10 protein-coding genes are annotated in these 12,882 nt (G+C 60.8%); 4 read left to right on the top strand and 6 right to left on the bottom strand.

What is annotated here, in order from left to right; translation table 11 throughout:
• Window positions 1–53: 53 nt before the first annotated feature.
• Window positions 54–1,145, top strand: a complete 1,092-nt coding sequence (locus RT21_RS17890; RefSeq protein ID WP_046163801.1) for a BMP family ABC transporter substrate-binding protein — start codon at window positions 54–56, stop codon at window positions 1,143–1,145.
• 152 nt (window positions 1,146–1,297) lie between these two features.
• Window positions 1,298–2,272 (top strand): 2-oxoglutarate and iron-dependent oxygenase domain-containing protein, encoded by a 975-nt coding sequence (locus RT21_RS17895; protein ID WP_046163802.1) that lies wholly within the window; start codon window positions 1,298–1,300, stop codon window positions 2,270–2,272.
• A 120-nt stretch (window positions 2,273–2,392) separates the two neighbouring features.
• On the opposite strand, the gene betA is transcribed toward RT21_RS17895, so the two are convergent.
• The 3 genes from betA to betT form a co-directional block, all read right to left on the bottom strand.
• A complete protein-coding gene (gene betA / locus RT21_RS17900; protein ID WP_046163803.1) occupies window positions 2,393–4,069 on the bottom strand; it encodes a choline dehydrogenase in 1,677 nt (558 codons plus the stop codon).
• A gap of 55 nt (window positions 4,070–4,124) precedes the next feature.
• The gene (betB, locus tag RT21_RS17905; protein ID WP_046163804.1) at window positions 4,125–5,597 is read right to left on the bottom strand and encodes a betaine-aldehyde dehydrogenase; all 1,473 of its coding nucleotides are present in this window, start codon (window positions 5,595–5,597) and stop codon (window positions 4,125–4,127) included.
• Window positions 5,598–5,693: 96 nt separating this feature from the next.
• Window positions 5,694–7,760, bottom strand: coding sequence for a choline BCCT transporter BetT (gene betT / locus RT21_RS17910; RefSeq protein ID WP_046163805.1), 2,067 nt, complete (start codon window positions 7,758–7,760; stop codon window positions 5,694–5,696).
• A gap of 416 nt (window positions 7,761–8,176) precedes the next feature.
• Here betT and tsaA point away from each other — a divergent pair, with 416 nt between their 5' ends.
• Both tsaA and RT21_RS17920 read left to right on the top strand, forming a co-directional pair.
• Window positions 8,177–8,875 carry a tRNA (N6-threonylcarbamoyladenosine(37)-N6)-methyltransferase TrmO gene (tsaA, locus tag RT21_RS17915; protein WP_046163806.1) on the top strand — a complete coding sequence of 233 codons (699 nt, stop codon included), beginning with the start codon at window positions 8,177–8,179 and terminating at the stop codon, window positions 8,873–8,875.
• A gap of 95 nt (window positions 8,876–8,970) precedes the next feature.
• Window positions 8,971–9,570, top strand: a complete 600-nt coding sequence (locus tag RT21_RS17920) for a DJ-1/PfpI family protein (protein WP_046163807.1) — start codon at window positions 8,971–8,973, stop codon at window positions 9,568–9,570.
• Window positions 9,571–9,612: 42 nt separating this feature from the next.
• Here the strand turns inward: RT21_RS17920 and RT21_RS17925 are convergent, their stop codons facing one another.
• The 3 genes from RT21_RS17925 to RT21_RS23315 form a co-directional block, all read right to left on the bottom strand.
• Window positions 9,613–12,150: a penicillin acylase family protein gene (locus RT21_RS17925; RefSeq protein ID WP_046163808.1), complete on the bottom strand. Its 2,538-nt coding sequence runs from the start codon at window positions 12,148–12,150 to the stop codon at window positions 9,613–9,615.
• Window positions 12,151–12,211: 61 nt separating this feature from the next.
• The gene (locus RT21_RS17930) at window positions 12,212–12,676 is read right to left on the bottom strand and encodes a DUF2489 domain-containing protein (RefSeq protein WP_046163809.1); all 465 of its coding nucleotides are present in this window, start codon (window positions 12,674–12,676) and stop codon (window positions 12,212–12,214) included.
• Between the two features lie 7 nt (window positions 12,677–12,683).
• Complete coding sequence (locus RT21_RS23315) at window positions 12,684–12,881, bottom strand: SEC-C metal-binding domain-containing protein (RefSeq protein WP_045428401.1); 198 nt, start codon at window positions 12,879–12,881, stop codon at window positions 12,684–12,686.
• Window position 12,882: the final 1 nt, after the last annotated feature.

Consider the following 12,882-nt stretch of genomic DNA (forward strand, 5'->3'; position numbering starts at 1 on the left):
GGACAGGCAGCCGCTACGGCCCTCGCGTCATGACACACAGGAGCGTCATTCACATGCAGAAGAAACCACGGAGCGCCTTGCTGCGCAGCCTTGCCGTTGCCATCGGCTTCACCAGCGCCCTTTCCACTGGCGCAGCCTTCGCCGCTGATCCGCTGAAGGTCGGCTTTGTCTACGTAGGCCCGATCGGCGACCACGGCTGGACTTACCAGCATGAGATGGGCCGCCAGTATCTGGAAAAAGAGCTTGGCGAGCAGGTCGAGACCACCTTCGTCGAGAACGTTGCCGAAGGCGCCGATGCCGAGCGAGTGATCCGCAACATGGCCAAGGGTGGCTATGACCTGATCTTCACCACCTCCTTCGGCTACATGAACCCGACGCTCAAAGTCGCCAAGCAATTCCCCAAGGTGACCTTCGAGCACGCCACCGGCTACAAGCAGGACAAGAACCTCGGCACCTACCTGTCGCGCTCCTATGAAGGCCGTTACGTCGGCGGCTTCCTCGCGGCAAAGATGACCAAGAGCAAGAAGGTCGGCTACATCGCCTCCTTCCCGATTCCTGAAGTGATCCGCGACATCAATGCCATCCAGTTAGCGCTCGATAAGTACAACCCCGGCACCGAAATCAAAGTGGTGTGGGTGAACTCCTGGTTCGATCCGGGCAAGGAGGCGGATGCTGCCAACGCACTGATCGACCAGGGCGTCGATGTGGTCTTCCAGCACACCGACAGCCCGGCGCCGATCCAGGCTGCCGAGCGCCGAGGCGTCTATTCGGTCGGCTATGCATCGGACATGTCCCACTTCGGCCCGAAGGCCGTGCTGACGTCCATCGTCAACGACTGGGGCCCGCACTACAGCAAATCGGCAAAGGCAGTCGTCGACGGCAGCTGGAAGCCGCAGGACTTCTGGGGTGGTCTGGCAGAGGAAACCATCAGCTTGCCGATCAGCGATCTGGTACCCGCTGAGGTGAAAACCGAGGCAGAAGACATCATCGCCAGCATCCGCAGCGGGGCGTTTCACCCATTCACCGGCCCGATCAAGGATCAGACCGGCACCGTGCGTATTGCCGAGGGTGCCACCGCCAGCAACGGCGAGTTGGCCTCGATGAACTACTACGTCAACGGCATCACTGCCGATCTGCCGAAGTAACCCAGCGGCCGCTGCGCTAGCCGCGCCAGCACAGGCGCGGCACCTGGAATTTGCCGTGCCGTCCCTCCCTCCGGAGAACCGCTGGCAAGGGGTGAAACCCTATATGGCTGACGGTACGAGAAGACCGCAGCGAGCATTCCTCGGAGCTATCCATGCACACACCACTCCCCATTATCGACATCGCGCCGCTCTACGCCTCGGATGTTAAGGGCTGGCACGAAGTGGCCCGTCAAATCGACACGGCTTGCCGTGACTGGGGTTTTTTCTATATCCGCAACCATCCGATCAGTGCCGAGCGTATCGCCCAGCTGAAGGATGCGGCCGAACAATTCTTCGCATTGCCCGTCGAGCAGAAACTGCAGATCGATATCACCAAGAGCACCCATCACCGCGGTTACGGAGCGATTGCGACCGAACAACTCGACCCCGCGAAGCCAAGCGACCTCAAGGAAACCTTCGATATGGGTTTCCATATGCCACCCGATCATCCCGAGGTGCTGGCAGGCAAGCCATTGCGGGGGCCGAATCGCCATCCCGAGATCGAAGGATGGCAGGCGCTGTTCGAACAGCACTATCAAGACATGCATGCGCTGGCCTGTACCCTTCTTCGCGCCGTGGCCAACGCACTAGGCGTCCAATCAAACTTTTTCGATGAGCGCTTCATCGAGCCGATCAGCGTGTTTCGCATGATCCACTACCCGCCACGCCAGACCGCAACGGCGCCCGAGCAACAAGGTGCCGGCGCCCATACCGATTACGGCTGTATCACGCTGCTCTACCAGGATCAGGCTGGCGGCTTGCAGGTGCAAAACGTGCGCGGAGAGTGGATCGATGCGCCGCCAATCGAGGGCACCTTCGTCGTCAACATCGGCGACATGATGGCGCGCTGGAGTAACGACCGGTACAAGTCAACGCCGCATCGAGTGATCAGCCCGCTGGGCGTCGATCGCTACTCGATGCCCTTCTTTGCCGAGCCCAACCCGGACACGATCATTAGCTGCCTGCCCGGTTGCCAGAGCCAGGACAATCCGCCCAAGTATCCGGACACAACCTGTAGCGCCTATATGCTTTCGCGTTTCGCCGAGACCTACGCCTATCGCCGGGAAGCTTCAGCTGCAGTGAATTGACCGCGCTGCACCAAGGAGACTGAGCCGCAAGCATCCTTGGCAGGAACGCCGTTCAAGCGTCCAGCAAAGAACTGGCGGGCACATCACGTGCCCGCCAGCCCGTACCGACCCCGGCGATACTTAGCCCCGCACAGGCGCCTTGCGCACCGGTGCATCCTTGGCGACGTAGTAAGCCGCTGTGCTGCGCGGCAATGGCTGCCGGCTACGAATCCGGTCAGCGATCTTCTCGGCGATCATGATGGTGGTGGCATTGAGGTTGCCGGTAATGATCTGCGGCATGATCGACGCATCCACAACACGCAAGCCTTCCACGCCGTGCACGCGGCCCTGCCCATCGACGACGGCCATGTCGTCCGTGCCCATCTTGCAGGAACAGGACGGGTGATAAGCCGTCTCCGCATGCTCACGGACGAAAGTATCCAGATCCGCATCGCTCTGAGCATCAATGCCAGGGCTCAGCTCCTTGCCACGGAAGGGATCGAGCGCCGGCTGATTGATGATCTCGCGGGTCAGGCGAATGCCATCACGAAACTCCTGCCAGTCCTGCTCGTGGGCCATGTAGTTGAAGAGGATGCTCGGATCGACGTTCGGGTCGGTCGAACGAATCTGGACCCGTCCGCGACTGGGCGAGCGCATCGAACCGACATGCGCCTGGAAGCTGTGGCCATCGTGGGCGTTGCTGCCGTTGTAACTGACCGCAACGGGCAGGAAGTGGAACTGGATATTCGGCCACTCGAACTCATCGCGACTGCGAATAAAACCGCCCGCCTCGAACTGATTGCTGGCGCCGATGCCCGTGCCACCGAACAGCCACTGAGCGCCGATTGCCGGCTGGTTCCACCATTTCAAAGCGGGATACAGCGAAACCGGTTGCTTGCATTCGTACTGCAGGTACATCTCGAGATGGTCTTGCAGGTTTTGGCCGACGCCAGGCAAGTCGTGAACCACCTCGATGCCGAGCCCCTTGAGTAATGGTGCCGGACCGACGCCGGAGCGCTGCAGCACCTGAGGCGAGGCAATGGCACCGCCGCAGAGCAGCACCTCGCGGCGCGCTCGTGCAGTGGTCGCCTGCTCACGGCCGCGCAGATACTTCACCCCGACAGCGCGCTTGCTTTCGAACAGCACGCGGTCCGTCACGGCGTGGGTGATGATGGTCAGGTTCGGGCGGTCCTTGGCCTGGTCGAGGTAGCCACGTGCCGTGCTGGCACGACGGCCATTGGACGTGACGGTGCGGTCCATCGGGCCGAAGCCTTCCTGCTGGTAGCCGTTGAGGTCCTCGGTCTTGGGATAGCCGGCTTGTACGCCCGCCTCCACCATGGCGTGGAACAGGATATTGTTGCCGGGCTTAGGCGTGGTCACGCTGACCGGCCCATCGCCACCGTGATAGTCGTTGGGGCCGATGTCGCGGGTTTCGGCCTTGCGGAAATATGGCAGGCAATCCAAGTAGGACCAGTCCTCGAGACCGGGCATGGTCGCCCAGTTGTCGTAGTCCAACGCGTTGCCTCGGATGTAGCACATGCCGTTGATCAGCGACGAGCCGCCCAGACCCTTGCCGCGGCCACAGTCCATGCGGCGGTTGTTCATGTGGGGTTCTGGGTCGGTCTTGTAAGCCCAGTTATAGCGCGTGCCTTGCAGCGGGTAGGCCAGTGCTGCCGGCATCTGAGTGCGGAAGTCGAGGCGATAGTCAGGACCGCCGGCTTCCAGCAGCAGGACACTGACATCCGCGTCCTCGGTCAGGCGTGCAGCCAGGGTATTACCCGCAGAGCCGGCACCGATGATGATGTAGTCGTATTCCATGAATCCTCCTGTCGCGTTGGCGAGCGCTGTCCTGCGCTCGCCTTAGCCTGCTCGCTTAGAAAACCGACGCGAACTCGCCCAGCTCTACCTGTACGGACTTCAACCGCGTGTAATGCGCCAGCGACGAGATACCATTTTCGCGGCCAATCCCGGACTGCTTGTAGCCGCCGACGGGCATCTGCGCGGCGGATTCACCCCAGGTGTTGATCCAGCAAATTCCGGCTTCCATCTGATGAATGATGCGGTGGGCGCGCGCCAGATCACGGGTGACAACACCAGCAGCCAGACCGTAGTCACTGTCGTTGGCGCGACGCACTGCCTCGTCCTCGTCGTCGTAGGCCAGCAGACTGAGTACCGGGCCGAAAATCTCTTCACGGGCAATGATCATGTCGTCGGTGCAGTCGCTGAAGATGGTCGGCTCGATGTAGGCGCCGCGGCCGAACTCACCATTGGTGGCGCGCTCACCGCCGCAGAGCAGACGCGCGCCCTGCGCCTTGCCTTTGGCAATATAACCGAGCACGTTCTGCATGTGGGCGAAGCTGACCATGGGGCCGAAAGTGGTCTGCTCGTCTTGCGGGTCGCCCATGCGGATGCGTTTGACCCGCTCGAGCAGCTTCGCTTCGAATTCGCTCAACAAGGCGCGCGGGACGAATACGCGGGTGCCGTTAGTGCAGACCTGACCGGAGCTGAAGAAGTTGGCCATGACAGCGATGTCGGCGGCACGGTCCAGGTCGGCATCGTCACAGACGATCAACGGCGACTTGCCGCCCAGTTCCATGGTCACGTCCTTGAGCGATGAGCTGGCCGCACTGGCCATGACTTTCTTGCCCGTCGCCACGCCGCCGGTAAAGGACACCTTGGCGATGCGCGGATGCTCAGTGAGCAACGCACCGATCTCCGCCCCGGTGCCGGTCAGCACGTTGAACACGCCCGCCGGCAAGCCGGCTTCGGTGAAGATCTCTGCCAGCTTGAGCGCGCTCAGCGAGGTCACTTCGCTCGGTTTGAAGATCATCGCGTTGCCGGCAGCCAGAGCGGGTGCGGCTTTCCACAATGCGATCTGGATCGGATAGTTCCAGGCCCCGATCCCAGCTACCACACCCAACGGCTCACGGCGGGTATAGACGAAGCTGGTGTCGCGCAGTGGAATCTGCTCGCCTTCGATGGCCGGCGCCAGGCCTGCGTAGTACTCGAGCACATCAGCACCGGTGACAATATCGACGCTACGGGTTTCCATCAGCGGTTTGCCGGTATCGAGGGTTTCCAGCAGCGCCAGCTCATCGTTGCGCTCACGCAGGATGTCGACCGCTTTGCGCAGCACACGCGAGCGCTCCATGCCGGTCAGTGCTGCCCAGATCTTCTGACCTTTCTCAGCGCTGACCACCGCACGCTCAAGATCGGTACGCGAGGCCTGCGCCACTTCGGCGAGAACCTCGCCGTTGGCCGGGTTGACGCTCTCGAAGACGTCTCCACCGCTGGCCTCGACGTAAGCGCCATCGATATAGAGTTGTTGCCGTGGATAACGGGCCATGATTTACCTCTTCGAATGTCCAGGTGGCAACGACCGGATAGGCCACTGCCACGTTTCAGGTACCACGACGAACCTGTAGGTCCGTCGTGGTCGCAGTCAGGTGGCGCTTGCGGTACCGGGTTCGGACGAGCCGTCCGCCAAGCTACCCTTCTCGCGCTGCAAGTGCAGGAACTGCATGTGGTGCTCGTAGTGATCGAGGATGTCTTCGATCAGCTGGCGCTTCGAGTAACCCATCAGGTCGTAACCAAGGCTCCCCTGTCGCAGGTGCACTTCAAGCCGGTAATAGTGCGCACTGCTGCTCGATGTGCGCACCGCGAAAGACGGCATCGAGCTGCGAACAGGCCAGATCTGGTAGGTGAAGTCCATTTCGCTGCCAAGATTCACGTTGAGGATCAGGTGCTCGTTGCCCGTCTCGCCTTCGATGATTTCCACCGGCACGCCTTTCTCGCCGAGCGCTTTCTGGATCTCCTCCATCGCTGGCCGGCATGTCTCTTTCAGATAGCGGCGGATCTGCGACAGGCTCGGGAAACTCATCGCCCGGGAGAGCCGCTGACTCCAGTTCATGTGGGCATGTTCAAGCGTCGCACGGCCGGACAGCTGTCCTGAGAGGCTCTTCTGATAACTGTCTGCCATCACGCCTTCGACGTGCAGCGCCTTGAACAGACCCACCATCATGAACAACAGGACGATGGAGAACGGCAGCCCCATGATGACCACGGTGCCCTGCAGCGCACTCAGCCCGCCGGCAATCAGCAGCGCCAGGGTTAGCACGCCGATGATCGCGGCCCAGAGTATGCGCATCCAGACCGGCGCATCGCTATTGGCATCCTTGAGAATCGAGGTGAAATTGGACAGCACCAGCGAGCCCGAATCACCGGATGTCACGAAGAACACAATGGCAAGGATGGTCGCCACGGCAGTCGTCAGGCCGGCCCAGGGCAGGCTCTGCAGGAACAGGTAGATCGAAGATCCCGGATTACTCACCGCCTGCGCGCCGAACTCAACGGCACCGTTCATCACCATGTCGATGGCGCTGTTACCCATGATCGACATCCACGCCATCATGAAAGCCAGGGGCAACAGCAACGTACCAATCACGAACTCACGGATGGTGCGCCCCCGCGAGATACGCGCCAGGAACAGCCCGACGAAGGGGCCCCATGCAATCCACCAGGCCCAGAAAAATACCGTCCAGGCATTCAGCCAATCGGTGGGCTGGTCGTAAGCGTAGGTATCGAACGACAGGCTGATGAAATTGGAAAAGTAGTCGCCAATGTTCATCACCAACGCGTTCAGCAAAAAGGTGGTCTTGCCGGCGAACAACACGAATAGCAGCAGCAACACTGCGAGAAGCATGTTGAACTCGGAGAGCCGACGGATACCCCGCTCCACCCCGGTCGCCGCCGATATCGCGGAGAACACCACGATCAACACGACCAACACCGACTGGGTCAGCGTGCTTTCAGGCACGCCGAAAATGTAGTTGAGGCCGAAATTGAGCTGAATGATGCCAATGCCGAGGCTTGTGGCGATTCCGAACACGGTGCCTAGCACCGCGGCCGTGTCCACGGTATGCCCGATGGGGCCGTAGATGGCCTTGCCGAAAATCGGGTACAGCGACGAGCGGATCGAAAGGGGAAGCCCTTGGCGAAAGCTAAAATAGGCCAGCGACATGCCCACCAGGGTGTAGACACCCCAGCCAGACAGCCCCCAGTGCAGGAACGTCAGCTCCATGGCATGCCGCGCCGCCTGCGCGGTGCCGCCTACGCCTATCGGCGGTTCCAGATACTGGGTGATCGGTTCAGCGATACAGAAAAACAGCAAGTCGATGCCGATACCGGCGGAGAACAGCATCGCCGCCCAAGTAACGACATTGAATTCCGGTTTCGAATGATCAGGGCCTAGCCTGATTTTGCCGTAGCGCGTGGTTGCAATGACAATCACGAACAGTAGGTATACCAGTACGGCTAGAAAGTAGAACCAGCCAAAGGTGTTTGAAATCCAGCCTAGGACGGTATTGATGACCGTCAGGGATGGCTCCGTGAAAAACATCGTCCAGATCGCAAACAGTACGATGGCAACCGCCGAACTGTAGAAAACGACCGGATTGATGCGATCTCGGGTTGGGTCAGTGTGACTGGGTGAGAGCTCAGCCTCGTTCATCAGTTCTATCTCCTGAACTTGTTCTGGCTTTTAGGACATCGCGACGCGACGAAACGCGGCTGCCACGTTTTGCGACTGCCAAAGCGGCTGCACTGCTGCTGCCTGTATGCGGGGCTGCGTCAGGGGCGACGCGCCAAAAACTGCCGTAAAGCTCTGGCGAGCGCGGCACTGGAAAAGAGTGAAGCGTACAGCCGTAAAACAAACGTAGCCTATGTTCGAAAAAAGGGCGGCTATCCTACACGAATTATCGAAACTCTGCATGGGGCCGCAGATAGCGAGCGGGCGCAAAGGGCGAACATGCGTACGCACGCGTCGGGCTTTGAAGCTATTGCAGATCGCTGCGCCAGCCTTGCGCGTAGGCGCGATCCGCCACCGCAACGGGTAAGATGGCGCCCCTCCGCGCCTGGCTAATCACCATGTCCTACTCAGTTTCCCCCGTCGGCTTCGTCCGCTCCTGTTTCAAGGAAAAGTTCGCCATTCCACGCCAGCCGCAACTGGCACCCGCGGCTCGAGGCGTACTGGAACTGGTCGCACCGTTCGATCAGATTCATGCGCTGGAGGGGCTAGAACAGGTGAGCCATGTCTGGCTGCTGTTTCTTTTTCATCAAGCCTTGGAGGCCGAACCCCGTCTGCGCGTACGGCCGCCACGTCTAGGTGGCAACCGAATGGTTGGCGTATTCGCGACACGGGCGACGCACCGGCCCAACGGCATCGGGCAGTCGGTGGTGAAACTGGACCGGATCGAGCCAGGGCGTCTTCATCTGTCGGGAATCGATCTGCTCGATGGGACACCGGTGCTGGACATCAAGCCTTATGTCCCCTATGCCGACGTGGTGACGGATGCCCATAACGGCTTGGCCGAGGACGCACCCAACCTCATTGCAGTGAGCTGGACCGAGGCCAGCCTGCAACAGGCGCATTGCGAAGCGGCACGGCTGGGCGAGCCGCTGCAAGCCTTGATCGAACAGTGCCTGGCACAGGACCCACGACCGGCCTATCAGACGCCAGCACCGGAACGCCGCTACGGCACCCGGCTCTGGGATGTCGAGGTCCGATGGCACTACCCAGAGCCATCAACCATCACGGTATTGGAAGTGACACGAGCAGCCAGCTAGGCTGACCTAGACCTTCGCAAGACCATTCAGGAATATCCTGCATACCGGCTCGAATAATCGCCTCTTAAGCTCAGCGCATACGACAGGTGCCCGTCATGCCCACATTCGTCGGTATCTACGTTTACCCCGACGTCGAGGTGCTCGATTTTACGGGGCCTTACGAAGTGTTCACCACCGCGACGCGGCTGGCGCTGCGTGACGGTCAGCCACCGCCCTTCTCGACGTCGACCATCGCTGCGCGCAAGGGGCTCGTGCGCGCCAGGGCGGGCCTGGTCGTCCAACCCAACTATAACTTTGCCAACCACCCCACCATCGACCTGCTGATCGTTCCGGGCGGAGTGGTCACTAACGAACTGGAGAACCCCGAGGTGGTGCGGTGGATCGAGAAAACCGCCGCGCAGGCCGGACTCACCGCCTCGGTGTGCACCGGCGCCTTCCTGCTGGCGAAAGCCAACGTGCTTTACGCGCATAAGGTGACCACGCACTGGGAAGACATCAGCGAACTGAAAGCGATGTTCCCGCTGCTCAAAGTGGTCGAAGGCTGCCGCTGGGTTGATACCGGCCGCTACGTAACCTCGGCAGGTATTTCGGCCGGTATCGACATGAGCCTGCACTTGGTCGAGCGTATCGCTGGCAGCGAACTGGCCGAAGCCACCGCCCGACAGATGGATTTCGACTGGCGCAAGAACAGCTGACCCGAAACAGCACCAGTACTGCTTCGTCCACCGATCAGTGGGCTATTTAGGCGCCGGCGTGAGCAGCAATCGCTGGGTGCCGTAGACCTTGTCGAGATTCTCCGATTTAAATGGGAAGCTCATGTAGCCGCCTTTCAACCAGGCCTCGATGCCGTCTGCGTAGTGGGGGCTGGCCGGGTTGCCCGACTGACCGGTGCTGTTTAGCCCGATCATCGGCTCATCACGACCGAAGTCGACAATGATCCGCATTGCTGGGATCAGCCAGGTATCGAAATTGTCGCCCCAGCGGTAGGCCGACACGTTCAGCGTGCTGTGATCGCCACCAGCCGCTACCGGCCCCCGATCCAGATAGCCGTTGATCGCATTGATGCCGGCACGCTGGCTGGGCGACATGTAAGGCGCCAGTTGAGTAGTGCCGCTTTTCCAGGTGTAGGTATGCAGCTGCCCCCACTGCCAGGCACTTCGGTCAGCACCCAGGGCAGTTTCCATACGACTGACCGAAGCGGCAAGTGAGCGCGCCAGAATGGCCGGCTTGTCTTCCTGTTGGGGCGTACCGATATCGTCCCAGAACGGGCTGTCGTCCCGGCCGAGCAGATGATCGGCCTGTGCCGAATAGGAGGCGTTTGCGGCCTCGACCAGGGCCTTCCAAGCGGCGCTACCCTCCGGCCCCAGCTCGTCGAGAAAGGTCTGGCGTGCCGCCTCCATCAGGAAGGTTTCATACAGCGCTGCGTCCACAGAGCCAGCAGCGAGCCTGCCATCGAAGCGCAGAAGGGTCGAAAGCGCTTCACGTGCCCGGCGCTGCTCAGGCTCGGCAAGCGTATCGATGGCGGCTTTCAGCGGCTCCGCCATTCCCGGCGCCTGCAGCATGGTCTGCAGCTTGGCCGCAAAGGTTGTCGTCTGGTCATACTGCATTGCGATCACACTGCGGGTGTCCTGCTTGCCCAGACCAAGCAGCTCGGCAATACGCTCGGCACGCTCCGGGTAGTACCAGGAATTGGACAGCTGCATGCCATAGCCCTTAGGCACGGTGCGATGATTGGCGGTCCCCAGCCAGCCTTGTATCGGATCCTGATCATAGGGGTGAAGCATGGGATCGGCGTAACCGTCCCAGTCATAACGCCCTTCCCAACCGGGCGACGGAAGCAGGCCCAACCCCTCGCGCCGGTTCGGATAGCGTCCGGTGACCTGCCAGCCGGTACTTTGCTGATCGGCAAACACGATGTTCAGCGCCACGGCACGGATGTCGCGGGTCGCCTCGAACGCCTGGTCAACGGATTGCGCACGGGTCAGGTCGAAAAATGCATCCAGCGTCTGATCAGCCTCGAACTGGTTGGTCTTCAGAGCCAGCCCGTAACCACTGCTCAACTGCAGCGGCTGCAAGGGATGTTTGCGCTCCCCTAGAACGCTATTGAGCAACGGCCCGTTGCGCGTCTCATAGATCGTTTCTCGGACAGGGCGCGCACCCTTGATAAAGAAGGTCTCATTTCGCTCGCGAGCCGGCACCCACTTGCCATCGGCCAGATACAGCAAACGGCTACCCTCGCGCCGCACCTGCTCGAGAAAGAGGTCCTGGGTATCGCCCATGACCATCGTCATGCCCCACCCCAGCTTGCCGTTGAAACCGGCGACCACAGCAGGCACGCCAGCAATCGTCACGCCCGCAGCCTGAAACTTCGGCGAGCGAATCTGCACGAAGTTCCAGTACGACGGCATGGACAGCGGCAAGTGCGTGTCATTGGCCAGGATCGGCTTGCCACTGCGCGTATTGCTGCCGGAAATGGCCCAATTGTTCGAAGCGGCGACCCCCAGCATGTTGAGCGAGGCAACTTGGGCGGCAGCGCTCTCAAGCGCTGCAAGCCCAGCAATATCGCCGCTCAGCCTCAAGCCTTTGAGCTTGTCGGCCTCTTCAAACGGCAACGCCTCGTCTGGGTAGGTGGGCAGCAGCCAGGCGACCTTGTCCGCACCGACTTTCTGCGCCATGACCAGCGATGCGATTTCTTCCTGAAGATTGACCGCCAGGCCGAAGTTCAACAGACAGAACACCAGTGCCGAATCTTCAGCCTTCCAGTACTCAGGCGTATAGCCTGTGACAGCAAGATCCATCGGCAACTTGTCGCGATGACGAAACAGGTAGGCGTTAACGCCTCTGGCATACACCTCGAAGAAGCGCTTCATCCGCGGCGAGCTTTCCCGATACAGCACCGCAGCGCTTTGCCGAAGGTTTACCGCACGCATGAAGCGGTCGACCTCAAGCACCCCGGGCCCGGCCATTTCAGCCAAGCGCCCTTGGGCCATGAGCCGCATGCTGACCATCTGACTCAGGCGGTCAGTGGCATGTACGTAACCCAACCCGAACAGCGCATCATGAAAACTCGCCGTTTCAATCAGCGGCATACCCAGCGTGTTGCGACGGATGCTTACGCTCTTGTCCAGCCCCGTAATCGCCTGGACGCCCTGGGCAGGCGGCAGACTGTCGCTGTAGCGACTGTCCAGATAGGCGTGGCAGCCGCTAAGGGCTCCGCCCACAAATACGGCGCCCAACGTCAGGCGAACCAGAAAAAACGGCAGGCGCAGTGGCATCAACGGCTCCTTGCGGGCAAGGCAGTAGAGATATGAAAAAGGATGTGGTCTGCCGTCGCGCTCAGGCGGCTCGGTGATTCTTTGGCAGTGCTTCATCAAGCAGCCAGCGGGCGGAGCGGCGCGCCTCGGCCTTGTGCTGCAGTTCGAGCGCACTGAAGCGTGCCTCGTGGTGGCGACGCTCAGAACGATCCAGCGCTTTCCAGGCGTCATGAGTAGGGACTTGCGAGGTCTCCTCGAAGAGCACCTGAAAAACCTGACAGCGCGGGTCCTGACCCAGCGCGGAATCGAAGTTATCCAGCAGCACCTTGATCCGGATAGCACCTTCGATCAGAGGGACCTGTTCTTCGAGCAGGCTGCTCGCGAGCACGCGCAGGTCTGCGGCAAGCGCTGCGCGCTGCTGCGCCTGCATCTCCGCTAGCTGTTGCTCTCTGCGCCATACCCTGCGCCATAGATGCAGGGCGTATCCCGCCAGGGCCGCGATCAGCAGAAGGGCAACTATGAGCAACACTATGGCGAAGGGTGTCATGCGCGGATTAGGCTCCGTGGCACTTCTTGAACTTTTTCTGGCTGCCGCATGGGCAGGGATCGTTCCGACCGACATCCTTCAGCGGATTACGCACCGGATCGTGGCTGTGGTTGCAATGCGGGCCGTGTACATGCCCGTGGTCCTGGTGTGCGTGATCATGATCATGATTGCAATCGGGACCGTGCACGTGTGTTTCATGGTTCATC

This window comes from Pseudomonas sp. 10B238, from assembly GCF_000970615.1.
In the GTDB taxonomy this organism is placed as follows: Bacteria; Pseudomonadota; Gammaproteobacteria; order Pseudomonadales; family Pseudomonadaceae; genus Stutzerimonas.